Genomic DNA, 24,421 nt, shown 5'->3' with positions numbered 1-24,421 from the left:
TGTCTCCTGCATGCAGCGTATACACAACCCGCATGACGTTTATTGTATTTTTGAAACTCAATTATACCACGGTTTGATGTCAATGCCGAAACTCCAGAGGCCAGCACGCAAAAAACCTGTTTCGGCCTCGTTTAGAAGTGCCAAAACAGGTTATTGATAATACGTTAAAACAAGATAAATTCCCTTTTGCGTAACGTCTGTTATTCAGTGATCCTATCTTTTCATTCAGACCCGCTTCGCTCCGCCAATGACCCCATATCGGTAGAGTACTCTGCGACCAAACCAGTTGAACAATCGATCCGTCAGGAAGCCCATAAAACCCAGGGAAATTAGCCCGACAAAGATCCAATCCGTCCGGAAAAAGAGTCTGGAATTCCAGATCAAGTAACCGACTCCCTCATTCGAGGCAATCATCTCAGCACCGATTATGGCCATATAAGAAGTTCCCATCGCCAGTCGTACACCCGTGAAGATATACGCGGTTGTCGCCGGAACAATCACATGCAGCAGAATCTGCCGTTCATTGGCTCCCATACTGCGGGCCGAACGGATTTTGTCTTCTTCAACGGAGAGTACACCTGTCAGTGTATTCAGCACAACAATGAAGAAGGTAGCGTACATGATGAGCGCGATCTTGGATTGCTCTCCAATTCCGAACCACACCAGAAATAAGGTAATAAAAGCAATCGGCGGGATAAAGCGTATAAAGTTAAGGAATGGCTCGGCGAACAGCCGGATGATATGCACCTTGCCAATAATCAGTCCTACCGGAATAGCAATGATACTTCCGAGTACCCAGCCCGCCAGCACACGAGTGAAACTGATTCCGATATACTGCATCAGCGTACCGTCAGCAATCAATTCACGTGCTCCTAGGATCGTGTGCCACGGACCAGGGATTACGTCAGGCCCATAGATGAGGGCACCAAGCTGCCAGATCAAGACGACCGTTACCCATAGAAGCGGGATAGATACCCATTTTTTCTCCAACCATTTCATCTTACATATCACCTCAGTTATTCTTCAAAGTGGCCTTGAATTCGGTCATACAGGGTGTTGAACTCAGACGAGGCGATGTTCCTAGGGTAAGGTAAAGTGTTGTGGTAAATATCCGTTATATTTGATGATGGACCTACGGACATAATGCCTATGCGCTCACCAAGCAATAACGCTTCCTGAATATCGTGTGTGACAAAGATAACGGTTTTATGTGTTTCTTTCCAAATATTCACCAGTTCCTTCTGCATGGTTCGTCTCGTCATCGCGTCCAGCGCACCGAATGGCTCATCCATCAACAAGATCGCTGAGTCATTCGCAAGTACCCGAGCCAATTGAACCCGCTGCTTCATGCCACCCGAAAGTTCTTTCGGAAATTTCCCCTCATGAGCACTCAGTCCAACAAGCTGGATGTAACGATCAGAGATCTCACGCCGTTGTGTCTTAGGCACCTTGGACATTCGAAGCCCGAATTCAACATTGTCCCTCACCGTTAGCCATGGAAAGAGAGAAGAATCCGCCTGCTGGAACACCATTGCCCGATCCCTGCCCGGCCTGTCGATCTCCTTGTTGTCTACCTTGAGCTGTCCACCCGACTTGGAGATAAAACCCGCGATCATGTTCAGCAGCGTTGACTTCCCGCATCCACTGGGTCCAAGCAGGACAAAGAATTCTCCTCCTTTGATTACCAGATCGACATCCTTAATGATATAATGCACATCCCCATTGGTCGCGGCATGATATGTTTTTCGAAGCTGTTCAATATGAATGGTATGCTGAGTTGCAGGTAAGGACATAACGGACACCTCCCATTTCAATATGAATTATTTACGGTATGCCACTTTTTCCGGCAGAGCCTGTTGGAGAGAGGTCAGATTGAGTTTGGTGTCGAGATCAAAATCCTGTTCAATGATTCCGGTGTCCACCATATATTGTTTCTGACCTGCCAAACTATCATAAGCGGCCTGCGTAAATCCAACGTTCCATGGATTGATCGGAAGGTCTTTTAACGTGGCATCTTTAGGTTGTTTGGTCTCTTTATACATCAGATCCGCAACCTCTTCAGGATGCGCTTGGGCATACGTGGACGCCTCATCAAGCGCCGCAAGAAAATCACTTATCTTTTCGGGGTTTGCCTGGATGAATTCATTACTCGATACCAGTCCCATACCAAGGCGTATAGGCGTCTGGGACATATCAGTCAGCTGATGTACCCCTTCGAGGGCATCGAATTTATCGGTTAATGCGGAACCTATGACCCAAGTTGCATCAAGGTCTCCCTGTTTCAGCGCGATGTAGGACTCATCAAAAGCCCCCTGACCAATCTGTGTCACATCACTTAGCGCCAATCCCTGATCTTTCAAATATTCATCCCATAGATACGGAATGAATGTGCCTCGAATGAAGCTCACTTTCTTGCCCTTCAAATCCGCTCCACTCTGAATATCCTCTTTTGCATACAGCTTCCAGGCGGCTGCCGCTTCATCCGTAGCCTGACCTGCGGAAGCGATGACCGAATATTCCCCTTTAGCCAGCGCATTTAATACAGGGAAGTCTGCCCCGTACGCAATATCTACCTGTTTAATAAATAGTGCATTTACACCTTCAGCCGGTGAGCCAAACGTAATACTCTCTGCATCAATGCCCCGTTTTTCAAAGAAACCTTTGGCAATGGCTACCCTGAACGTTGGATTGGTACTTGTATCTGCAATTCGAATTTTTACATTATCGGCATTTTTGCCGGTAGCGTCTTTTGCTCCAGATCCTACTGCATTTGAACTGCATCCGGATAATATGAGTGTCGTGGCCAGGAATAATATCAATACGCCGGTAATTATGGATGGTTTTCTCACAATATACACCCCATTCGATCTAGTCATAATTCTTGACGCTTAACCGCCTGACTTGCCTTCATCCGACGTTGCCACACAGGCTGCACCCTCCACAAATGGAAGAGTTGTCTCCACGCTCACGATGGATGCAGAACCTTTGGGTGCTGCTCCCGGCACCCTGTAGTTGGAGACATCAATTGCTTCAATGGCAACTTCCTGCGGCTTCTCCAACTGCGGAACCCACTGATAAGGAACGCGATACGAGCGATAGACCATATTGGTATTGCGCCGATCGGTGTAAGGGGAGACATACTCCCAGACCAGCTCATGCTCCGCTGTGACTTCGAACAATCTGCCATTGGAACCTTCGGTTATCAGGGTGTTACCGTTAGGTAAACGCTGGGCAGAACTGATGTATGGGCTATAAAATTTATAGGAGTCCGTTGGGACGGAAAACCCAGCCTCTGCCGATGTATACTGCCAAACAATTTCCAGGGTGACCGGGTTAATCTCCAACACACGGGAGTGATCCCGAATCGCATGTTTCAATCCAAATGGGGAAGCCGGATTCGGAAGGCCGTAACCTGCCCAGCCGCCATTGTCGAATACGAGCAAGTTCCCTTCTCCCGGTAGACCTTGGGGAATGATATGTGCATGATGCTGCCCGATAATCGTGCCGATGTGCTTCGCTTCAGGTGAAGTATAGTCTGGCCCTAGTCTCCACACGATCTTTCCGCTCTGTCTGTCTGTAATGGCGATAATGTTGGCCTCTCTGGCATCCCAGATAATATTGTCGGGGTGAAACCGTTCGTCTCCATCATCATAGAAACGGTTGGGTCCAACATAAGAAGCAGAATTAATATGTAACCAGTCACCGACTCCACCGCCCAGATGACCGAAAGAACGTGTATTCGGATCACGGAACAGGACATTTCGAGCAGCTTCATCAAAACCTAATTCTTCAAAGTGCTCGTTAGGCAGCCACTCCCAGATTACGTTCCCCTCCCAATCCACTTCGATAATGGCATCATCAAGCAATGGCTTATCTGAAATTTGAGGATTACTCACATTTTTGTGTGCCAGGATGAGCGTTTTACCACTCTTCGTCTTCGGCGCAAGGCCAGGTGCATAGTAACCTACCGGATTACCCTCACGCTGATAATCATGATGCTGGCGGGCATACCATAGTGGCTCATACCCCGGATCTTCAATATGTTCGTAGCTATTGTATTTCCATACAATGTTGCCGTCCCAATCCACTTGCACCAGATCGACATTGTCCTGAATACCGAACTTCGGATCTCTCCGACCCGTGCTGCCCAGCACGTAGCCGCCAGGCAATATTTTGGCCGGAAACCCTAACAGCCCTTTCCACAGGTGAACCTCCTTGCCATTCATATCGATCAACACTACGCCTTCCTCACCTGCCTGATAGACGGTATATCCGTCCCAAGCCTTATCCGGATTGTATAACGTTGCTCCAGTTGGATATATTGTTGAGTGTCCCATTGATCATCTCTCCCCTAGAATGTTTGTGGAATGTCGAATATCACTACTTGATTCAACCTCAATAACTGAGATAGTTCCCCTTCCCGGTATTGTCCCGCTGCTTCTGCTCAAGGTCACTTGTAGAGGACTGCTCATGTTCCTGTATCCCGTTATTCTCCGCCAACTCCAGCACCGTGTCTGAGAACCCCTCCAGATTCGCTACCACCCGCTCATAGAATTGACTTTGTTGCTCCAGTTCCTCCGTGGTAAACCCCTCAAACAGAAGCGTGATACATCGGGCACCGATGTTGCTGTTTCTTGCATACATCTCTCGCCCGCTGGATGTGATGTCCAGTAAAACCGTCCGGCGATCGTCTTCCTTTCGCCTGCGGATGGTGAGTCCCTTTTTCTCCAGCTTATCGGTTAGCGCTGTAATGGCACCTGATGTGAAGTCCAATTGTTCTGCCAAATCCCCAAGCCGTTGTTCTCCCTCACGAATGATCTTGTGCAGGATGAGCATGCCCGGCAGGCTAATGCCTTCTACAGAGATGCGATCCCGCTCTTTGACAAATCGCCTGACCATTTTGCGAAATAACCAATCCGTCCGCTCCAACGCTTCCCAATCTCTATCGCTCATTCCATATCCTCCTTGTTCGTCTGAAGCCTCAATAGCATACGAAAAAAGGCCCCCGTGGACATTCCATAGTGGAGTAGTCCCGGGAGCCTTTGGTGGTCCAATCAGCTCAGTTCCGTTTTCAGTTCAAATTATTTCACTGTTCATTTAATGAGTATTAAAATAATTGAGATCATCATATAACCAACTAACCCAACCTGTCAAATATGAATTATGTTAGTAATTTTACTTTCACGTTTATTGCCCGCTGATTTGAAATTACTTATCCTGTTTTAAGTTTCAATTCAGGTTTCCCGTTTACACTATTCTTAGGTCAAAACATCAACGACAAGCTACGATTCAGTTCGTACTCAACTACAGAAATGAGGATTATCCCTATGAACATGAAAAGAGTCATTATTATAGGCACAATGATTGTCACTATGTCCTTCGCCGGAACAGCATGGGGTCAATCTGCCATCTCCCCTATACCTACTGCTAAATGGTCCATCGTTGACCTGGATACTCGTGAGGGAAGCGGCGACGAGCTGCTCAGCGCTCTGAATCAGCCTTCAGAAGCGGATTTGTACGAGGAATTGTATAGCAGCAAATCACTGAGGACGATCACGGAAGAAAACAACGGAAACTTGAATGAGGTCATTGCTATACAGGTTAGGCAGCTCAAGGAACAGTTGGATGAACGTCTCGCAAGTGGAAGTATCCGTTCGGAGCAATATGCTGCACAACAAGCTGAACTGGAAGAGTTGCTCACACAGAGTGCGAATACTGCATACAACTTAGCGTAATTAGCGTCGAATCCGTACGATAGAAATTTTGAAGATCTTTCTTATTTCACGACAAAAAGGAGCGTATGCACGCCCCTTTCTTGTACCCTATCCATCCCAAGCAGGTGTGATGTGTAATCCTTATTGTGCTGCCCCAATCGTACATGCACCCAAGGATTCGCCGTCCCATGCCAGTTCGAGCACATCTCCTGCTTGTGTTGGTCCAACACCCTCGGGTGTTCCTGTAAAAATGACATCGCCCGGCCCCAGGCCGTAATGGTTACCTACATAATCCACAATATCCTGTAAACTGAAGATCATGTTACGAATGTTGCCACGCTGGACTTCCTCACCATTTTTGGACAATGTAAAGTCTTTCTCCAGTAATGCTGCCGCACCTGGAAATGCCTGAAATGCAGTAACCGGAGCGGAATTTTTGAACCCTTTTGCCGCTGTCCAAGGGTGTCCCTTTTTCTTAATCACGGTCTGTACATCCCGTAACGTAAAATCAATACCAAACGCATATGCATCCACCAGCTCATCTACCGCCATACCTGGCTCATAACTCCGGCCGATATGTACCACCAGTTCAGCTTCATAGTGAACTTCACCCTTGGTAGCAGGCAATTCAAGAGTAGCTCCATTCAGGGGTACGACTGCGTGAGATGGTTTCATAAAAATCATCGGCTCATCCGGAACCGCGTTGCCCAATTCTTCCGCGTGAAGTTTATAATTGCGTCCTACACAGTATACATTGCGAATGTTAGTCAACATGGGAATATAACCACCTTCATTAGTGTAAATAGAGTAAATTACGGTCTGAAGAATCGGCTGCTCGTCTCCTGAAATGCATGTTCCCATACGTCAGGCCGGTTTGTACACAACATGAGCTCTGGATCTACTGCCGCTAGTCTCTTCATAATGTTCTTGTCATCCACTGTCCAAGCCATCACACGAATGCCTGCACTCCGCATTTCGTTCATTAAGGATTTGTCTACATTGGTATATCCAATCGAGAGGAACGTGCAATTCATTTGTCGCAATGCGGTTAACAGATCACCCGGTCGCGCATCAATAATTAGCCCCGTCTGAATCTCCGGTGCAAGTTTTTTCACTTCAATCAGAGCGGCTGGTTCAAACGAAGTGATCACTACATCATTCTGCATATGTCGTTTTCTTAGTTCATATACCACCGCTGCCGGTAAACCAGGGTACATATCACCCTGCGTTTTCAGTTCGATGTTCAAACGCACTTTCCCGCACGAACGATCTAACAATTCACTTAGAGCCGGAATCCGTTCGCCTTTGTAAGACTTATTTTTCCATGATCCGGCATCCAGTCGTTGCAGATCAGCCCAATCGGTTTCCCGAACCAGTCCCTTGCCATTCGTCGTGCGATCCACTGTAAAATCATGAATGATCACTGGTACACCATCACGTGATAACTGCACATCCAGCTCCATCCACTGAACTTCAGGCCGTTCCATAGCCATTAAGAATGCAGCCATCGTATTCTCTGGTGCAATGGAAGAAAATCCACGGTGCGCTACACAAAGGTTGTTCATTTGATGTCCTCCTCAACAATGGTTCTCAATTTGGCGAAGCCACTCCATTCGCATCATATCGAATGCCTGGGGATAGCTGTGCCATCTGCTGCAGCAGAAGTCTGTTCGCCTCATCAATCATCGGGATGGCCTGACCAAGCCCCGCCTCATAAGGAATAACTTTCATGCTGCAAGCAGCTTCGCGACTACAGCGTGCCTGAAACACAGCCGTTTTCCACGTTTCTTCGGTTGTGGATCTGGAGAAAATAAAATTCCCCGTACTGTATGCAATCCACTTCCCTTTGTAGTACTCCAACCCTTGCAATACATGGGGATGTCCACCTATGACCAGATCCGCACCAGCATCTACAAACTCATGAGCCAATCGGGTCTGGTCACTATTCGGAGTACTTACCCGTTCCTCTCCCCAGTGTGCAACCACAATGACCAGATCCGCCTTCTTACGGGCCTCCTGGATCGCAGTAACTGCTCCTGTGAAATCATAGGCTTCAGCCACGCCAGCCCGATTACCCTCAGCCTTCCAACTCGTTTCCGGTACAACTCGGGAGAACCCAAGCAATGCGATCTTCATGCCTTTGCGTTCCAGATACGCTGGTGCATAGGCCTCATCCCTGTTCATGCCAGCCCCGGTGTGGGCTATGCCATACTCCTTGAGATAGGTTAGCGTATCCACCAAGCCCTCTACACCTTGATCCAGGATATGATTGTTAGCCAAATTCACAGCATCAAAACCAGCAGAGGCCATTGCCGCCAAAGCTTTGGGCGAAGATTTATATACATATGTTTTGTCAGCTGCACCAGTACCCCCCAGAGTTATGGGTGTCTCCAGGTTACCGATAGTAAGATCATCGTCCTTGAATAATCTGCCGAGCTTGGCAAAGGGATAATCATAACCGTTCCTATCCAACAGTTCAGCAACTTTGCCCGAGAATTGAATATCCCCAACAAAGTTAATCGTAACATCCTCCGCTGAGTTGGAGGGTTTTGACGTCTCAGATCCCTTATCCACACCTGCATTTCCCTTGGTGCTGGATGGTGTCGAAACCGCCGCAGGTTTTTTCGTTCCGGACTCCGTCTTCCCACTATTGGTGTTGCCTGAAGTGTCAGGTGTCGCTATGCCGGATGTTTTTTCTGCATCCTCTGATGTCTCTTCATCCGCAGCTCCGGGGTCTTCTTCCGAAGTCTCATCGGACTCCGAGTCCGGTGAACTTACTTGATCGCCGCCTTTGGCATCGTCTCCAATGGAAGGCTGATTCTGATCGACAATTTCTTGTTGCACCGGCTGGTCTGCCTGTTGCTGACGTGAATGGATGACATAAAAAATGCCGACTAGACCAATTGCCATGATCAATACAATATTAACTGTCCAGATAACTGTATTGCGGGTACGTTTACCTTTTTTCTTCTGTACACTTCGCTCTGATCTTGGGGGATACATAAGCAGCTCCTCTTCTTCTTCACAGCCATACATACCATTATATCAGGCATATTCTGGATTTCCATCATTCCTTGGAACTGTATCGATTGGAAGGGTATGAACTCGGTTAACTTTCAGATCTTCATGTAAAAAAAGCCGTCTCTCCTGTAGATAATTCTACGTTTGAGACAGCTCTCTTGCTGCACTTATTCTACCGCAAACTCTTTTGTAGCCTGGACAGACATTTCCTTCGCTTGTCTGATGCAATCTGGCAAACCTACGCCTTCATAACCTGCACCTGCAATGTACACACCCGGTAATTTACTGCCTAACTCCTCACGAAGAGCGGCAATATGTTGGAGGTGTCCCACGGGATACTGTGGCATTGATTTGCGAAGCCTTGTAATCTCAGAGAAGATCGGTACCGCTTCGATGCCCATGGTCTCTCTCAGATCCTTGAGAACCAGATCGGTCAGTGCTTCATCCGGAAGCTCTACGTTCTGTTCATCCCCAGAGCGACCAACATAACAACGGAGCAAGACTTTATCGTCCGGGCTGGTATGCAGCCATTTCGTCGATGTCCACGTGCAAGCCGTAATATTCCGGCCCTCTTTTCGCGGAACGAGGAAACCTGATCCGTCGAATACATGCTCCACCTCTTTTTTCTCAAAAGCGAGCACCACATTAGCTACAGACACGTAGTTAATTGCGTCCAGAGCCGCTGTATCCACGTGTGGCTTCAACAGCTCCGACGCGACATACGTCGGCACGGTAACCACTACATCATCGGCTTCAAGCATTTCGCCATTACCCAGTTCAACACGGTATCGGGTCTGCGCCCCATCAATAGGTTGCAGCGACTTCACCGCGGTATTCAGACGTTGATCCACATCCTGCAACTCATGGACGAGGGCATGAACAAGACTTTGAAGCCCCTGCCGGAAATTCAAAAAGGCACTTCGTTTTGTTCCAGTATGCGTCTCGGCAGGTTTGCGACCAGTCATCATGCCCCGGATCAAGCTGCCGTAATCGCGCTCTACTTCTCCGAATTGCGGGAAAGTAGCCTGGAGACTCAATCGCCGCATATCCCCTGCATAGATTCCTGCAAGCAGCGGTTCGGTCAAGTTCTCCAGCACTTCTGCTCCAAGACGTCGCTCAATCATATAACCGAGCGATTCATCCTCTGTTGTGCGACGCGGCGGGATGACAAAGTCCATCAACGCCCGCAGTTTACCAGCCGGAGAGACCAGACCACTTCTCAAGAATGGTCTTAATTCTGTCGGAATACCGAGAACGAGTCCTGCTGGCATAGGATGAAGCTTGCCACGCTGCATGATATACGTTTTCTTTGATTCCGGATTCTGACTTACCAGCTCATGATCGATCTCCAATTCTTTGGCCAGATCAATCATTGCTGTTTTGCGAGCCAGGAAAGAATCCGGCCCTTTTTCAATCACAAATCCATCCCGGTGCAGCGTCTCAATCATGCCTCCCATGGACGAGCTTTTCTCGACCAAGGTAATCACAGGTTCAACTCCTGCTTCCCGGTAATGCTTGCGGATATAAAATGCCGCGCTAAGGCCGGTGAGGCCACCGCCGACAACAACAACGCGGCGTTTCTTGTCATCCATTACTCATCCGACCCTTGCTGCCATTGGCTTATAATAACGTCGCTTAACGTCTCCATATATAGAGGATCGCTATTGAGAGAATCAATACGCATCAGGCGCATATCGATCTCTTTGGCAATCGATTTGGCCTCAATATCGAGATCATAGAGCACTTCGAGATGATCCGAAACGAACCCGATCGGTGCCACAAGAACATCCTCTACTTGCTCACGGGAAAGTTCCTGTAACGTATCGAGGATATCTGGCCCAAGCCATGGTTCAGCTGTTCTTCCGGCACTTTGCCAAGTGAATTGCCAATTGGTAATGCCTACACGTGAGGCAATCACTTCCGAAGTCTCCAGCAATTGTTGCGGGTATGGATCACCCATCTCCACAATACGTGCTGGCAAGCTGTGGGCACTAAACAACACTTTCACATCTCCGCGTTTTGCTCCGGCTTCCTCGAACGCATCCAACTTGGCACTGACACGTGTGGACAAGGCCTGAATTAACTTCGGATGCAGATGATAGCTCTCGATAAAGGACATATGAACGCCCAGTTCTTCTGCTTTTTCCCGCGCTCGCTTGATATAACTGCCTACACTCATCGTTGAGAAATGGGGAGCCAGCACAATACCAATTGCTGTCTGAATTCCATCCTTCGCCATCTGTTCCACACCATCCTCAATAAACGGATAGGCATGCTTCAGTCCTTGATAACAACGGAATTCCACGTCACTCCCACGCTCATCGCGGTTTAACGTCTCCTGAAGAGCCTTGACCTGATTGTCCGTGTTCTCCCGAAGTGGAAACACACCGCCAACAATGGCTTCATATCGATCCGTCAGTTCCTTCAATTGCTCCGGTTCAGGCGGACGCCCTCTGCGGATATGTGTGTAATACGCTTCAACACTTTCCATATTTTCTGGTGTGCCATATGACATCACCAGTACACCTACAGTTTTAGTCATTAGTTATCGTCACCCCAGTCTTCAATGCTTCCGCAGAATATTCATGAATATATGCCGTTAGTTCTCTGAGCTTATCAAGAGATGCCTCAGGAAATAGTCCGTGACCCAGGTTGAATATATACCCCGGCTCCTTGATTCCTTCGTCGATAATCACTTTGGCTTGTTCCTTGATCAGTTCCATCGGTGCTGTCAGCACATAAGGGTCCAGATTACCCTGGACTGCAAATTTACCACCTAGTCGTTGGCGCCCTTCCGCAATCGATACTCTCCAGTCCAATCCAATCACATTGGCTTGCAGATTATGCAGCGTTGGCAACAATTCGCCCGAAGCGACACCAGGGAAATAAATCTTCGGTACATTCAAATCCGATAATTCGGTAAAGATACGGGTAATCGTAGGCAACACATATGTTCTGAAGTCTTTGGGAGAAAGTGCTCCAACCCAGCTGTCAAACAACTGGAATGCCTTACCGCCATTCGCAATATGCGCACGGATATATGTAATTACCATATCACCAAGCTTCTGCATCAGCTTGTGCCACACTTCAGGCTCGCTGTACATCATCGTTTTGGTGCGGATGTAACCTTTCGAAGGTTGTCCTTCGATCAGATAACTCGCAATCGTGAAAGGTGCGCCCGCAAACGTAATCAGAGGCACGTTAAGTTCCTTATCCAGAATTCGAATGGTCTCCAGAATATGTGACAGATCTCCTTCGACGTCAATGGGACGCAAACGATCCACATCTGCAGCGGATCGAATAGGATTATCGATAACTGGACCAATATTTTTTACAATGTCAAAATCAATGCCCAGTGAGGCAACCGGATTCATAATATCGGAATACAAAATAGCCGCATCTACACCAAGCTTGCGTACGGGCATGAGTGTAACTTCAGCCGCCAGCTCGGGTTGTTGGCAGATTTCTAGTAAGGAGTACTTTTCTTTAATCTTGCGATATTCAGGATCGTAACGTCCAGCCTGACGCATGTACCATACCGGAACACGGTCGACCTGTTGCTTGAAACTTGCCCGAATCAGTCGATCATTATAGCTCATGTAAGAAGCCTCCAATAGTTTTTGGACTCATAATTACCATTATGCCCTTTTTAAACAGCCGTAACAACCACATGCAGATGCGTTCTACGTGACAATACTATGACATTCCTTACACCCCTCCTCCATATGCCAATTATGTTATAATGAAAGAATGGTGTTTTTTTGAGAATTACAGAAATATCTTTGAAAGGAAGTGAAAGCACTTTGAAAACGTGGAAAGTAAACCTCATTGTGCTTTGGTTCGGACAATTTTTGGTCAATTCGGGCATGACCATGATTACCCCATTTTTGTCCCTGTATCTCGCAAGAGATCTTGGCGTTGTTGGCGAACATGAAATTGGCATTTGGGCCGGATTTATATTTGCAGCCAATTTCCTGACCTCATTTTTGTTCCAACCGCTCTGGGGCAAATTATCTGACAAGTATGGTCGAAAAGTTATGTTGCTGCGCTCAGGATTCGGAATGGCCATCGTGATCGCCCTTATGGGTCTGGCACAGAATCCCTGGCAGCTTCTCTTATTGCGTTTGCTTAACGGTACAATTTCCGGTTTCAATCCTGCTGCTGTTGCGCTGATATCGGGTACCACTCCGAAGGACCGAATGGGTTTCGCCATGGGAATCAGTCAGTCCGGGCAGGTTGCCGGCACGATTCTGGGTCCGCTCATTGGTGGCTTGCTAGCTGATGCGGTAGGCTTCCGTCCCATTTTCTACATTACAGGCGGACTGATCTTCGTCGCTTCCATGCTCGCCATGTTCTTGGTGAGAGAGAAATTCGACCGCAAAGAAGCAGCCAAACTGCCGGCACAATCCGTATTGTCCGGTCTGAAGGAGTTGAACAAATCACCTCAACTGCCCGCACTTTTTGCAGTGACGTTCCTGTTGCAATTTGCGATGATAAGCCCCATGTCACTCTTGCCGCTGTATGTACAAAAATTGCATGCTTCGGATGTAAATGTGGCCTTCTGGGCAGGACTTGTCGGTGCAGTTACGGGACTATCCAATATGGCGATGTCTCCGATTCTAGGGAAGCTGAGTGACCGGATCGGCCCACACAAAGTCCTTACCTTCTCACTCATCGGAACAGGACTCATGCTTATTCCGCAGGCATTTGTTCAGACGGTGTGGCAGCTCATACTTGTCCGTTTCATGATGGGTGTGTTTATGGGTGGCCTGCTTCCAAGCGTTAACGCCTTGATCCGTTCCTACACATCAGATAGCATGATTAGCCGTGCATTCAGTTTTAATACGAGCACTCTGGCGCTGGGCAACATGCTTGGGGCGGTCATCGGAGGCTTTATGGCAGGATTCATCGGAATTGAAGGTCTCTTTATCGTCTCTGGTGGACTGCTACTGCTCAATATGGTTTGGGTCAGATTCAAATTGTACAACAAACCGGCATTGCCGCGGGAATCCTGATTTCCCGTCTATATAACCAATCCATATCAACGTTCTTCAGAAAAAGCCGCTTCCAGTGCCTAATGGCCTGGGAGCGGCTTTTGTCATTCATATATCAATCATGTATTGAATTGTATCGGATAATGTTTCACACCAAATACAAAAGCACTTTGTATCGGCTGCAGGACCGTCCCCGGCACAAGCTGAATGCACTCCATGTGCTGAAGCAACGTATGCAGAACTACCCTTGCCTCCAAACGAGCGAGTGGTGCACCCAAACAAAAATGAATGCCAAATCCAAATCCCATATGTCTGTTCGGCTTGCGATCAGATATAAAATCTTCCGGACGCTCGAATTGCACACCGTCCCGATTCGCTGATCCAACCCAGGAAATCACCTGATCTCCCGCTTGTATCGTCTGTCCATTCAACTCTACGGTTTCCTTGGCGACCCGCCCAATCGCAACAATTGGCGGATAATATCGCAGGGTCTCTTCCACCGCAGAAGTAATCCGTTCAGGATGTTCGCGTAACTCCTCTTGTAGTTCAGGTTGTTCAGACAGTATACGAATCGCATTGGTAATCAGGTTGGTTGTTGTTTCATTCCCAGCAGCCAGCAAGAGAATACAGAAGCCTACAACTTCCTCTGCAGTCAGCTTCTGACCATCAATCTCCGCAGCAAGCAGTAACGAAATCAGATCATCCTGTGGCTGCAACCGACGTTCTTCCATGATGCCAGTGAAATAGATATGCAGTTCCTGTATATTTCTTTTTTTCTCCTCCAACAACTCCTGAAAAGCCTGCTCACTATCATCACGTGCACCCTTCACCAATACATCAGACCAGTCCTTGAACTTTTGACGATCCGTTGCAGGGACTCCGATCAATTCAGCAATTACAATGACAGGCAATGGCATAGCAAGGTCATCAACAAGTTCCATATGTCCTTCTGACAGGTGTGGAGCAATTAACTCATCTGTGATTTCCTGAATACGCGGAGCCAATGCTTCAATGGCCTTGGGTGTAAACGCCTGATTCACCAGATCACGCAGCTGTTTGTGCTTGGGCGGGTCTGTCGTCAACATGCTCGTATTGGCACGATCACGTGCGGAAGAGAACAGTTTCGGGTTTTTCAATACGTACTTCACATCTTCATAACCGAAAACATCCCAGCATTCTCGATGCTCATCATATCGGACTGGAGTGTTGTCACGAAGCTCTGCGTACACCTGGAAGGGAGACAGCCGCTGTTCCAAAGTCTCCAGTTCCCGAATCGGAATGTAATTTGCATACTTTCTGGGTGCCTGTTTCATCGTTTCTCCTCCAATCAATATTATATATTTATTTACATATGTTGTTCACCCCTATTATAAACACAACTTCATAACGAAACCAATCTATGGAACGTAATTGAGACCCATTACCTACTAACCGCTACCAACTTCCTCTCGTGCTTTATGTAAATAGAACTAAAGGATATCTACTCTTGGTACTCTGATGACAGTATAATCTTCTGATCATGGGTATCCCCCAGCATGAATCTCTATTCAACATTCCTTTTTTTAAAAGCTTCGTTTATCAGGATAAAGCCTCGATACGTAATATTAACTAACATGTAACTAGCTGTTTAATATCTAAAACTATTAAATCTATCAACTCCTCTCGCTCTATCAGAGTGAATATTCTTCCATTATTCCTTATAAACAATCATTTTACTCCCATTATCTATAAATGTAACCGGTTACTCTACCATTATCTATTGTTGTCATATTATTTAACATGAAATACAATCATTTTGAAATGGTATACATATTCTTCTTAACAAACTTAACATCACACTTACTTGAAGGAGAGTGCAATTCATGAGTAAAACATCCAATCTTCGTCCCTGGGCCGTATGGAGTACCGCAGCTTTAACAGCATTAACGATCTCGTTGTCCCCCATCGGAACCTATGCTGCTCACGCAGCTACGGTAGAGGTGAAAGGCACAACAGGTACTGTCCAGACAACACCGACTACTCCAGCTCGCAATACCTCTATCCCTGCCGTACCAGACTCCTCCAAGCAATCTGCACTCCCCAATGTATTGGTGATCGGAACCGGTGGAACGATTGCCGGTCAATCCGAGGATGCGACCAGCTTCCAGAACTACAAGGCAGGTACGCTTCCCATTGCAGAGATGGTAGACGCCTTACCGGATAAGCAGAAGATTGCAGATGTTAGCACACTCCAATTCGGAAATTCAGGCTCGGGATCCTATAGCATGGCTGATCTCTATGACTTGTCGCAAACGGTGGACAAAGCTCTTGCACTATATGACAGTGTTGTTGTTACCACGGGTACAGATACCATGGAGGAAATTGCCTACTTCCTCGACATGACGGTTCAGAGTGACAAACCAGTCGTGATCACAGGTTCCATGCGTCCATGGACTGTCATCGGCTCTGACGCTCAAGCCAACCTGTATAACGCAATCAAACTTGCAGGTAGTGGTCGTACCACTTCATTCGGAACTGTACTGATGCTGAATGACACCATTCAACTCGCACGCGGTGTAAGCAAAACAAATGATTATCGGACAGATACGTTTGAAACACCGATGCTCGGTGCCGTAGGATATATTGATGAAGAAAACATTCGAATCTACCGCGCTCCTGCACGCGCCTTGAAACCTGAAGGCACAGCGAAGCCCGTATTCGATCTGAGTAAAATCACAAAGGCAGACCTCGCTAAAGTAGAGATTGCGATCTCGTATCAAGAAGCTGGAGGCGGAGCCATCGAAGGATTCGTCAGCAATGGTGCGCAAGGAATCGTAACCTCCGGTACAGGAGCTGGCGGCATCTCCAGAGCTATGGGACAAGCCCGTACCAAAGCCATTGAAGAAGGTGTACTCTTCGTAACCACCACTCGGACGGGTTCGGGAAGTGTATACGGCGGCGGCAAAGGCATTATTGCCGGCGACAACCTGAGTCCTCAACAAGCTCGTGTATTATTGATGCTGGGATTATCCTTCAGTGATGATTTTGACACCATCAAAAAATGGTTCGAAACGTACGGAACACCGGAAGTATAAGAAAGCACTCATCCTTTATAAATCTGGACAAAAAGAAGAGACGACACTCCTGTGATTCAAGGTGTGTCGTCTCTTCTTTTGTGTTTTTCAAATTTTATGATTATTTTTTTTAGTTAAATAAAACCTTAACAGATAAAAAACCAAGAAAACTAGGATTGCAATAAGTAAAATATAAACTGGCAGTATTAAAAACGGCGTATATACGTTAAGAAAATGAAATACGAAACCTGAGATCAGAAGCAAAGAAAGAAAAATGAATAAAGGTCTCAATTTAAAACCTCCATATATAGAAATTTATAACTTCTTTCTTACTTATAATATTATCACTAAAAAAACTCCGTACAGAAACACGATTACCCTCACAAGCATAAGAGCGTGAGGGTGATCGTGTTCCATCGGAGTTTTATCTTTAGGAAATATCCACTTTCACTTCACCCAAGCAAGTACGAGCCCATCGTAGTCCGGCAACATGGTCGTTACCAGACGCGGGTCACTCGCCATCTGTTCATTGAACCGGCGAACAGCAAGCACTGCCGGGCCCTGCTTGTCCGGATTCAGCGTACGACCACGCAGGAAACAGTTGTCACCCACAATGACCGCACCTGGCCGAGCCAGCTTAATGGCATAGTCGAGATATACCGGATAATTTTCCTTGTCTGCGTCAATAAAGAAGAAATCGAATGTGCGACCTTCCTGCCCCAGTTGCTTCAGGCTATCTGCCGCCGGGCCAATCCGATACTCGATCTTTTCACCAAAACCGCCTTCTTCCAGATGACCACGCGCCATTGCCGCATATTCCTCTTTCAGTTCCAGCGACGTCAGGGTTCCACCTTCACTCAACCCGCGAGCAATGCAGATCCCACTGTAACCGCCCAGCACGCCAATTTCGAGCGCAGCTTCCGCTTTGGATGTTTTGGCTAGAAACGTGAGTAATCGTCCATACGCAGCCGCAACGGAAACTTCCGGCATACCGTTCGAACGGATGGCCTCTTTCACTTTCAGCAAAAGATCATCCTCTTGAAATAATTGATTTACATATTCATCAGGGGTCAGATTCACCACTAAAATCCTCCTTGGACACTTGGACTGCTTTCCATATGGATGCCAATGTTCTATAATAAATGTTTGTTATCAACACAGGCGGTCGACTGGTGCAATTGCCTCGAGAGAGGAATGCATACGTTCACCGCATTTCTCATTGTAAGTTTTTTCACGGAAAGCGGCAAGGCCGCACCGTTACTATACAGCAGAGAGAAGGATATCCCTTCTCCAGCTTGAAATGGAGTTGAAATGAATCACATGGCTCAATTGCAATTGATTGCGACCTCGGCGATGGGACTCGAGGCTGTTGTTGCCCGGGAACTGAAGCAACTGGGGTATGAGGATGTTACGATCGACAATGGACGGGTTTTCTTCACTGGGGATTATATTGATATTTGCCGGTGTAATCTGTGGCTGAGAAGTTCGGATCGCGTATTGGTCAAAATGGGTGAATTCCCTGCTACAACATTCGACGAATTGTTTGAAGGCACCAAAGCACTTCCTTGGGAAGAGTGGATTCCAGCCGACGGCGAATTCCCTGTAGAGGGTCGTTCTCAAAAATCCCAGTTAAGCAGTGTGCCTGCATCACAAGGGATCGTGAAAAAAGCAATCGTAGAGAAACTGAAGCTGACTTATGACACGGAGTGGTTCCCAGAGGATGGGTCTCGTTATGTGATTGAGGTCATTCTGCTGAACGATCGCGCCCTGCTTACTTTAGATACGACGGGACCAGGTCTGCATAAACGGGGTTATCGTAAACTCGTCACCGAAGCGCCACTCAAAGAAACACTTGCTGCAGCTCTTATTCAGCTCAGCCGCTGGAATGTATCTCGTCCATTCTATGATCCATGCTGTGGATCAGGCACAATGCTGATTGAAGCCGCTATGATCGGCTGGAACATTGCACCAGGACTTCGTCGGACCTTCAACTCCGAGGACTGGGCTGTTATTCCTGAAGAATTATGGGAACAGGCGCGCGAAGAAGCATTCGATGCTGTACGTGACGATGTCCCGTTACAGATTTCAGGTAGCGATATTGATCCTGAAGCAATTGAAGTTGCTATGGCAGCGATCAAAAGTGCCGGCTTCGCCAATGACATTGAAGTCAGCGTCCTGCCCGCTCATCGCGCAAGACCACAGGGTGAATATGGTGTCATCATTACCAATCCCCCATATGGTGAACGTTTGAGTGAAGAGAAAGAAGTTCAGAAGTTACTCCGCTCATTAGGGCGCAGTTACCTCGACATGCCGACATGGTCCTTTTTTGCAATCACGTCGACCAAAGCTTTTGAAGAATACTTCGGCCACAAGGCAGACAAGCGTCGCAAATTGTTCAACGGACGAATTGAAACACAATACTATCAGTATCTGGGACCACTGCCCCCACGCAATAAAGCACCCCAATCTTCTTAACGTATTGCACATACAGAGTGCTCCTCGCCATTCATGGCTTGGGCACTTTTTTTGCGTGCTATTCAGATCATATGAATTCACCGTTATCGCAGTTCGCTTCCACAGGAATTGAACTGCCTGAAGCATAGTTGAAAACACATGAGGCCACGCTATAATGGATGGAGCCCTATTTTACATTCCGATTACAAAACAATGAAAGCAAGGGGGACATACATATGGTTGTTACTCGGCCTACGCGCAGTTCCATACCACGCGGGCTTCTAAATCATCCACTAACGTTATATCTTATTTTTCTTGTGCTCATGCTGCTCAAACTCATGTGGCTCCATCACAATCTGCACGCCTATAACATTACGATGGGGCTGCTGGATAAAGTCATTGCCATTGGATCACTACTGCTCCTCTCCTTCTGGACTTGGTGGCTGCCTCGCAGAGGCATGATCGTGTCTCTCGCAGTGCTTAACCTGCTGCTTACCGCACTAATCTATGCCGATATGGTGTATTATCGTTATTTCCAGGATTTCTTGACCATCCCGGTATTGTTGCAGGCCAGACAAGTTGATGCATTGGGTGACAGCATCGCTACACTGATCTACACAAGTGATCTCTGGTTCTTTGCCGACTGGCTTGTCGTCATTCCGTTCGCAGCTATCTTACTGTTCAGCAGACGTTACCGTTCGAAGCACTTCAGTGCGTCGGCACATGGCTATGGGAGTTATTCGTATAACGATGGCAAGACACGGCTGCGCCGCCGTCTCACTGCTGGCAGCATTGCCCTTGTGCTGGGACTTGGCCTCGCCGTCGGCCCGATTTATTTTTATAGCAAAACATGGGCTAAGGGCCTGTTCGATAACAACTGGTGGAATGTATCCATGTACAATGTGACCGGACTTCTCGCTTTTCACGGTTATGATCTGTACAACTTTGCCAAAGACCATATCGGCTCCGGGCCGCAGGCTGAACCCGCTGATGTTGAACAAGCAAAGGCATTCTTCGCTGAAAGGCAGGGAGCTGAACCGCAAAACGATGCCTTGTTCGGTAAATATAAGGACAGCAATGTCATTATTGTCCAGGGTGAGGCCTTTATGAACTTCATGATTGGCCAGAGCATTGGCGGTCAGGAGATCACACCCCATTTTAATGAACTGATGAAGGAAAGTCAGTATTATAGTCACTTTTACCACCAGACAGGTCAGGGCAGAACGTCGGATGCCGATTTTGGAGCAAACATCTCACTGCACCCGCTTCCGGTCGGATCCGCGTTTGTACGTTATGCAGACCATACGTATGATTCCCTTCCTTCCATTTTGAAGGATAACGGGTACAGCACCAACGTATTTCACGCATATGAGAGTGGCTTCTGGAATCGGTACACGATGTATCAGAACATGAAGTATGACAAGTTTTATAGTAAAAATGATTTTGCACAGGATGACCCGCTTGGCTGGTCCCTGTCTGACGAATCCTTTTTCCGCCAATCCGTTGAGAAAATGAGCAGTGAGGTGACCGAACCGTTCTATTCCTTCCTCATTACACTCAGCAGTCACCATCCGTATGCCTTGCCAAAAGAGAAGCAGCAACTGGATGTTGGCGAGTTCCAGGGAACGATGTTCGGTGACTACCTGCAATCCGTTCATTACGTGGATTCGGCACTGGGTAAGATGATCGAAGATCTGAAAAATCGGGGCTTATGGGAAAATACCATCTTTATGTTCTACGGGGATCACGACAACTCGATTAAGGAACAATCACAATACGAGCAATTTCTGGGACGTTCATTGAACGAACTCGATATGGCACAGATCATGAACGAGGTACCTCTACTCGTGCATTTACCGGACGGAGCAGCTGCAGGAACCATCGACGAACCTTCGGGACAACTGGACATCACGCCATCCGTGCTGCATCTGCTCGGCGTATCCGACCAGTCCTATTATCATATGGGCAACGACGTATATGACGGGTCTGCACGTACAGTTGTGTTGCGGAATGGTGCATTCTCGGATGGTTCTGTATTCTATATTCCATCGGATGATTATATCTACGAGAGCGGCGCTTGTTATGACTTGTCCACACGTGACAAAACAGATATCAATGCTTGCCGTCCCGCTCGTGATGAAGCAACCAAGCGATTACATGTCTCGGACACGGTGATTACCTATGATTTAATTCAGCGTTTTCGAGAGGATGACAGTTCAGCGGCAACATCCCAATAACCGAGATGAACAATTACACGAAATAAAATGAATTGCATTAAAGAAGGGAAACTTACATTACATGACTTCACACACAGAAACATTCAATATTGAACAGCAACTGTTCGATGCAGCCGCAAGCTTCGTGCAGCAGCGTTATCCCAAGGGATGGGGCGGGGCGGGTGCAGTCTATACCGAAGCCGGTTCCCTGCTAATTAGCGTGGCACCAGAGGTTATCAACGACGCCACGCATCTGTGTATGGAAACAGGGGCGTATCTGGAAGCCCACAAATTGAATGAACGCGTCACCCACTCTCTCTGTATCGCTCGTAATGACGAGCATTCGGAATTCAAAGTCCTTACACCTTGCGGTGTATGCCAGGAACGATTGTTTTATTGGGGTGAAAAAGTCAAGGCTGCCGTATACGATCCTGCTGGTCAGTTGATTTTTAAAAGATTGGATGAGATTCAACCTTACCATTGGTCCAAGGCATATCGGGATAAATAGCAATCTCCTTGCGAATTATAGAAAGTGGCTTTATAATTGTAACTATATTAGTTTCAACTATATGGATGATGGAGGTTTTAACAATATGAATATCGAGATATGGTCTGATTTTCTGTGCCCATTCTGTTATATCGGCAAACGCCGCCTGGAGAATGTATTGGAACAGTTTCCACACCGTGATGAAGTGAAGCTGCAATTCAAAAGCTTCGAGCTTGATCCGAACGCTGCATTGAACCCAGGCAAAACCAATACGGAATACCTGGCTTCCAAATATAATATTAGCGCAGAGCAGGCCCAAGGCATGAATGCTCAGATGAATGCCAATGCTCGCACGGCAGGACTGGAATACAATATCGATGCCATGATCCCTACCAATTCTTTCTCAGCTCACCGATTGACGCACTGGGCGGACACACAAGGCAAAGCCCTTGAACTGAGCGAGCGGATATTCCAAGCTGTGTTCATTGAAGGCAAACACTCTGGCGACCCTGAAGTGTTAGCTCAATTGGCAGAGGAAGTAGGCTTGGATCGCGATGCAGCTGTGGCAGTGCTGTCCAGTGATCAATTCACCGACAATGTCCGCGCTGATCAAGCAGAAGGCGAGCAACTGGGCATCCGTGGCGTACCGTTCTTCGTATTCGACCGCAAGTTCGCCGTATCGGGCGCACAGCCGGACGAGGTGTTCCTGGACGCGATTCAGAAAGCATGGGATGAGCGCTCCCCTTTCACTATGGTTGAATCCAATACAACAGACACTGACGGCAGCGGCGTCTGCACAGATGACGGCTGCGCAGTGCCGAATAAAAATTAAACCAACTCACACACAAAAAGCAGCAGGATCAGGGAATATTTCCCGATCCTGCTGCTTTTTTTATATACTTACGACTCCAGCTCATTGTAATTAGTTTGTCTAATGAACAGTTACTGTGGAGGGGACGGAATCGATTCTGAAGAAGCGAAGCGTTCGCCTGAAAGCTTTCTGCAAGAAAGCTGCATCGGAAGCATAAGCTGTCTCCGAATTTTATCCTCTGAAACGAGGAATCAAAAAAATTTGGAGACAACAGCGATCGAAAGAACGATTCAGTAACCGGAACCCCCACTAACTTATCATCAAACACTTATATCCAATTAGCGCCTACCACTCAATCCCAAAACAGTTGATCGGGATGTGGTCCAGTCCGCTTATCCGAATCCAGCGCATCAATCAATTTCAACTCATCTGGTGTTAATTCAAAGTCAAAGATGTCCGCATTCTCACGAATACGCTCCGGGGTAACCGATTTCGGAATCGTCACAATCTGATTCTGAATGTCCCAACGCAGAATAATCTGTGCCGGTGTTTTCCCATATTTCTGGGCCAGCGCCTTAAGCGTCGACTCTTGGTTCAGCTTGCCTTTCATAATCGGGCTCCAAGCTTCCAGTTGAATCCCCTGCTCCCCACAGAAATCCTGCAATTCCTGTTGAATCAGACCCGGATGCAATTCTACCTGATTCACCGCAGGCACCGTACCGCCTTCATTTATGATTTCGCGCAGATGGTGAACCTGAAAATTACTCACACCAATTGCACGGATGCTTCCTTCGCTATATAGACGTTCGAATGCTCTCCACGTCTCTTTGTACTGGTCTCTGCCAGGCCAGTGAATTAAATAAAGATCAATCACATTCAGTCCAAGTGCCTTCTGACTGGCTTCAAATGCTCTCAACGTTGAATCAAAACCCTGATCCTCATTCCAGAGCTTAGTTGTCACAAACAGTTCGTTACGGGCAACGCCACTGCTTGCGATCGCTTGTCCCACTTCTTCCTCATTGCCATAGATGGACGCGGTATCAATACTGCGATATCCAACCTCCAAAGCCGTCTCGACTGCCTGTTGCACTTCCTTGCCTTTTGCTTTATATGTTCCAAATCCCAGCCATGGCATCGTTACTCCGTTGTTCAGAATCGTACAATCTGTTATGTGTTTTGTCATTCTGTACCTCCCGTATGGAATTTTGCCTGCTCTTGTTCTATTAACCTTCTCACAGAATTTTAAGCGACCATTCGACATACTTCTCGAAGAAGACCCATGGATCAGGAGTCTTTGCAAAAGACATGAAGAACCCGCAAAGCATTGCTGCCTGCGGGTTCTGGTGTGAACAGGAACGTTATTGATTCCCTTGACCGTGCTGACTCTGGATTGAATTCAATCTTCTCTTCTCCTCGATGAACATCTCTTCTGCGAGCTCAACGCCTTGTCCTCCGAGCGAAAGCTCTGCTTGATGCATCGCCTGCTCCGTATGTGCCAAACGTCGTTCCGCCTGTGCAATGGTCTGTGCCGTCGGATGAGACATCGCCTGAGATACAGCATAATGAAGCTTGTTCACCGCATTTTGCGCCTGAGATACGGTGGTATCGGCCTGCAAACTGGAATCATAACGCTTCGGCATGAGTATTCCTCCTTGGGATTATCATGTTCCT

Annotated in this window: 22 protein-coding genes; 7 read left to right on the top strand and 15 right to left on the bottom strand. The window is 47.4% G+C overall.

Going from position 1 to position 24,421, the window contains the following annotated elements; all coding sequences use genetic code 11:
- Nucleotides 1–225 precede the first annotated feature (225 nt).
- From WFI24_RS11965 to WFI24_RS11945, 5 genes are read right to left on the bottom strand one after another with little or no spacing between them, the layout of a single operon-like run.
- Nucleotides 226–999 (bottom strand): ABC transporter permease, encoded by a 774-nt coding sequence (locus WFI24_RS11965; RefSeq protein WP_336760965.1) that lies wholly within the window; start codon nt 997–999, stop codon nt 226–228.
- A 17-nt stretch (nt 1,000–1,016) separates the two neighbouring features.
- Nucleotides 1,017–1,793 (bottom strand): ABC transporter ATP-binding protein, encoded by a 777-nt coding sequence (locus WFI24_RS11960; RefSeq protein ID WP_336760963.1) that lies wholly within the window; start codon nt 1,791–1,793, stop codon nt 1,017–1,019.
- Nucleotides 1,794–1,820: 27 nt separating this feature from the next.
- Nucleotides 1,821–2,849: an ABC transporter substrate-binding protein gene (locus WFI24_RS11955; protein WP_336760961.1), complete on the bottom strand. Its 1,029-nt coding sequence runs from the start codon at nt 2,847–2,849 to the stop codon at nt 1,821–1,823.
- A gap of 39 nt (nt 2,850–2,888) precedes the next feature.
- A complete protein-coding gene (locus WFI24_RS11950; RefSeq protein ID WP_336760959.1) occupies nt 2,889–4,337 on the bottom strand; it encodes an aryl-sulfate sulfotransferase in 1,449 nt (482 codons plus the stop codon).
- A gap of 58 nt (nt 4,338–4,395) precedes the next feature.
- The gene (locus WFI24_RS11945) at nt 4,396–4,953 is read right to left on the bottom strand and encodes a MarR family winged helix-turn-helix transcriptional regulator (protein WP_336760957.1); all 558 of its coding nucleotides are present in this window, start codon (nt 4,951–4,953) and stop codon (nt 4,396–4,398) included.
- A 374-nt stretch (nt 4,954–5,327) separates the two neighbouring features.
- Between WFI24_RS11945 and WFI24_RS11940 the strand changes: the two genes are divergently transcribed.
- Nucleotides 5,328–5,735: a hypothetical protein gene (locus WFI24_RS11940; RefSeq protein WP_336760955.1), complete on the top strand. Its 408-nt coding sequence runs from the start codon at nt 5,328–5,330 to the stop codon at nt 5,733–5,735.
- A gap of 120 nt (nt 5,736–5,855) precedes the next feature.
- On the opposite strand, the gene WFI24_RS11935 is transcribed toward WFI24_RS11940, so the two are convergent.
- The 6 genes from WFI24_RS11935 to hemE form a co-directional block, all read right to left on the bottom strand.
- The gene (locus WFI24_RS11935; RefSeq protein ID WP_336760953.1) at nt 5,856–6,488 is read right to left on the bottom strand and encodes a fumarylacetoacetate hydrolase family protein; all 633 of its coding nucleotides are present in this window, start codon (nt 6,486–6,488) and stop codon (nt 5,856–5,858) included.
- A gap of 38 nt (nt 6,489–6,526) precedes the next feature.
- Entirely contained in the window at nt 6,527–7,279 is a 753-nt protein-coding gene (locus WFI24_RS11930) for a glycerophosphodiester phosphodiesterase (RefSeq protein WP_336760951.1), read from the bottom strand.
- 25 nt (nt 7,280–7,304) lie between these two features.
- Nucleotides 7,305–8,717: a CapA family protein gene (locus tag WFI24_RS11925; protein WP_336760949.1), complete on the bottom strand. Its 1,413-nt coding sequence runs from the start codon at nt 8,715–8,717 to the stop codon at nt 7,305–7,307.
- A gap of 185 nt (nt 8,718–8,902) precedes the next feature.
- Nucleotides 8,903–10,327 (bottom strand): protoporphyrinogen oxidase, encoded by a 1,425-nt coding sequence (hemY, locus tag WFI24_RS11920; RefSeq protein ID WP_336760947.1) that lies wholly within the window; start codon nt 10,325–10,327, stop codon nt 8,903–8,905.
- Nucleotides 10,327–11,277: a ferrochelatase gene (gene hemH, locus WFI24_RS11915; RefSeq protein ID WP_145319375.1), complete on the bottom strand. Its 951-nt coding sequence runs from the start codon at nt 11,275–11,277 to the stop codon at nt 10,327–10,329. The genes hemY and hemH overlap by 1 nt, the downstream gene beginning before the upstream one ends.
- Entirely contained in the window at nt 11,270–12,334 is a 1,065-nt protein-coding gene (hemE, locus tag WFI24_RS11910; protein ID WP_336760944.1) for a uroporphyrinogen decarboxylase, read from the bottom strand. The genes hemH and hemE overlap by 8 nt, the downstream gene beginning before the upstream one ends.
- Before the next feature lie 204 nt (nt 12,335–12,538).
- On the opposite strand from hemE, the gene WFI24_RS11905 reads away from it, so the two are divergent.
- Nucleotides 12,539–13,750 carry an MFS transporter gene (locus WFI24_RS11905; protein ID WP_145319381.1) on the top strand — a complete coding sequence of 404 codons (1,212 nt, stop codon included), beginning with the start codon at nt 12,539–12,541 and terminating at the stop codon, nt 13,748–13,750.
- Nucleotides 13,751–13,848: 98 nt separating this feature from the next.
- Here WFI24_RS11905 and WFI24_RS11900 read toward each other — a convergent pair whose 3' ends face one another.
- The gene (locus tag WFI24_RS11900) at nt 13,849–15,042 is read right to left on the bottom strand and encodes a cytochrome P450 (RefSeq protein ID WP_336760941.1); all 1,194 of its coding nucleotides are present in this window, start codon (nt 15,040–15,042) and stop codon (nt 13,849–13,851) included.
- Nucleotides 15,043–15,591: 549 nt separating this feature from the next.
- On the opposite strand from WFI24_RS11900, the gene WFI24_RS11895 reads away from it, so the two are divergent.
- Nucleotides 15,592–16,803, top strand: a complete 1,212-nt coding sequence (locus tag WFI24_RS11895) for an asparaginase (RefSeq protein ID WP_336760939.1) — start codon at nt 15,592–15,594, stop codon at nt 16,801–16,803.
- 426 nt (nt 16,804–17,229) lie between these two features.
- On the opposite strand, the gene WFI24_RS11890 is transcribed toward WFI24_RS11895, so the two are convergent.
- Entirely contained in the window at nt 17,230–17,862 is a 633-nt protein-coding gene (locus tag WFI24_RS11890; RefSeq protein WP_336760937.1) for an O-methyltransferase, read from the bottom strand.
- 240 nt (nt 17,863–18,102) lie between these two features.
- Here WFI24_RS11890 and WFI24_RS11885 point away from each other — a divergent pair, with 240 nt between their 5' ends.
- The 4 genes from WFI24_RS11885 to WFI24_RS11870 all read left to right on the top strand — a co-directional run bounded on the left by WFI24_RS11885 (nt 18,103) and on the right by WFI24_RS11870 (nt 22,771).
- Nucleotides 18,103–19,257 carry a THUMP domain-containing class I SAM-dependent RNA methyltransferase gene (locus WFI24_RS11885; RefSeq protein WP_336761256.1) on the top strand — a complete coding sequence of 385 codons (1,155 nt, stop codon included), beginning with the start codon at nt 18,103–18,105 and terminating at the stop codon, nt 19,255–19,257.
- Between the two features lie 215 nt (nt 19,258–19,472).
- Nucleotides 19,473–21,473 carry an LTA synthase family protein gene (locus WFI24_RS11880; RefSeq protein WP_336760935.1) on the top strand — a complete coding sequence of 667 codons (2,001 nt, stop codon included), beginning with the start codon at nt 19,473–19,475 and terminating at the stop codon, nt 21,471–21,473.
- A gap of 61 nt (nt 21,474–21,534) precedes the next feature.
- Nucleotides 21,535–21,960: a cytidine deaminase gene (locus WFI24_RS11875; RefSeq protein ID WP_336760933.1), complete on the top strand. Its 426-nt coding sequence runs from the start codon at nt 21,535–21,537 to the stop codon at nt 21,958–21,960.
- Between the two features lie 85 nt (nt 21,961–22,045).
- The gene (locus WFI24_RS11870; protein ID WP_336760932.1) at nt 22,046–22,771 is read left to right on the top strand and encodes a DsbA family oxidoreductase; all 726 of its coding nucleotides are present in this window, start codon (nt 22,046–22,048) and stop codon (nt 22,769–22,771) included.
- 331 nt (nt 22,772–23,102) lie between these two features.
- Here WFI24_RS11870 and WFI24_RS11865 read toward each other — a convergent pair whose 3' ends face one another.
- Nucleotides 23,103–23,933, bottom strand: coding sequence for an aldo/keto reductase (locus WFI24_RS11865; protein ID WP_336760931.1), 831 nt, complete (start codon nt 23,931–23,933; stop codon nt 23,103–23,105).
- 175 nt (nt 23,934–24,108) lie between these two features.
- The gene (locus WFI24_RS11860) at nt 24,109–24,390 is read right to left on the bottom strand and encodes a hypothetical protein (RefSeq protein ID WP_145319402.1); all 282 of its coding nucleotides are present in this window, start codon (nt 24,388–24,390) and stop codon (nt 24,109–24,111) included.
- Nucleotides 24,391–24,421: the final 31 nt, after the last annotated feature.

It is taken from the genome of Paenibacillus sp. USHLN196 (genome assembly GCF_037144955.1).
GTDB lineage: Bacteria > Bacillota > Bacilli > Paenibacillales > Paenibacillaceae > Paenibacillus > Paenibacillus xylanexedens_C.
Note: the sequence above shows the minus strand (reverse complement) of the source record. Positions and strands in the feature narration are given on the sequence as shown.

Excerpts from the sequence above, each read along its gene's own strand:
- WFI24_RS11965 (WP_336760965.1), bottom strand. The coding sequence starts at position 999 with ATGAAATGGTTGGAGAAAAAATGGGTATCTATCCCGCTTCTATGGGTA.
- WFI24_RS11960 (WP_336760963.1), bottom strand. The coding sequence starts at position 1,793 with ATGTCCTTACCTGCAACTCAGCATACCATTCATATTGAACAGCTTCGA.
- WFI24_RS11950 (WP_336760959.1), bottom strand. The coding sequence starts at position 4,337 with ATGGGACACTCAACAATATATCCAACTGGAGCAACGTTATACAATCCG.
- WFI24_RS11945 (WP_336760957.1), bottom strand. The coding sequence starts at position 4,953 with ATGAGCGATAGAGATTGGGAAGCGTTGGAGCGGACGGATTGGTTATTT.
- WFI24_RS11940 (WP_336760955.1), top strand. The coding sequence starts at position 5,328 with ATGAACATGAAAAGAGTCATTATTATAGGCACAATGATTGTCACTATG.
- WFI24_RS11935 (WP_336760953.1), bottom strand. The coding sequence starts at position 6,488 with ATGTTGACTAACATTCGCAATGTATACTGTGTAGGACGCAATTATAAA.
- WFI24_RS11930 (WP_336760951.1), bottom strand. The coding sequence starts at position 7,279 with ATGAACAACCTTTGTGTAGCGCACCGTGGATTTTCTTCCATTGCACCA.
- WFI24_RS11925 (WP_336760949.1), bottom strand. The coding sequence starts at position 8,717 with ATGTATCCCCCAAGATCAGAGCGAAGTGTACAGAAGAAAAAAGGTAAA.
- hemY (WP_336760947.1), bottom strand. The coding sequence starts at position 10,327 with ATGGATGACAAGAAACGCCGCGTTGTTGTTGTCGGCGGTGGCCTCACC.
- hemH (WP_145319375.1), bottom strand. The coding sequence starts at position 11,277 with ATGACTAAAACTGTAGGTGTACTGGTGATGTCATATGGCACACCAGAA.
- hemE (WP_336760944.1), bottom strand. The coding sequence starts at position 12,334 with ATGAGCTATAATGATCGACTGATTCGGGCAAGTTTCAAGCAACAGGTC.
- WFI24_RS11900 (WP_336760941.1), bottom strand. The coding sequence starts at position 15,042 with ATGAAACAGGCACCCAGAAAGTATGCAAATTACATTCCGATTCGGGAA.
- WFI24_RS11895 (WP_336760939.1), top strand. The coding sequence starts at position 15,592 with ATGAGTAAAACATCCAATCTTCGTCCCTGGGCCGTATGGAGTACCGCA.
- WFI24_RS11885 (WP_336761256.1), top strand. The coding sequence starts at position 18,103 with ATGGCTCAATTGCAATTGATTGCGACCTCGGCGATGGGACTCGAGGCT.
- WFI24_RS11880 (WP_336760935.1), top strand. The coding sequence starts at position 19,473 with ATGGTTGTTACTCGGCCTACGCGCAGTTCCATACCACGCGGGCTTCTA.
- WFI24_RS11875 (WP_336760933.1), top strand. The coding sequence starts at position 21,535 with ATGACTTCACACACAGAAACATTCAATATTGAACAGCAACTGTTCGAT.
- WFI24_RS11870 (WP_336760932.1), top strand. The coding sequence starts at position 22,046 with ATGAATATCGAGATATGGTCTGATTTTCTGTGCCCATTCTGTTATATC.
- WFI24_RS11865 (WP_336760931.1), bottom strand. The coding sequence starts at position 23,933 with ATGACAAAACACATAACAGATTGTACGATTCTGAACAACGGAGTAACG.
- WFI24_RS11860 (WP_145319402.1), bottom strand. The coding sequence starts at position 24,390 with ATGCCGAAGCGTTATGATTCCAGTTTGCAGGCCGATACCACCGTATCT.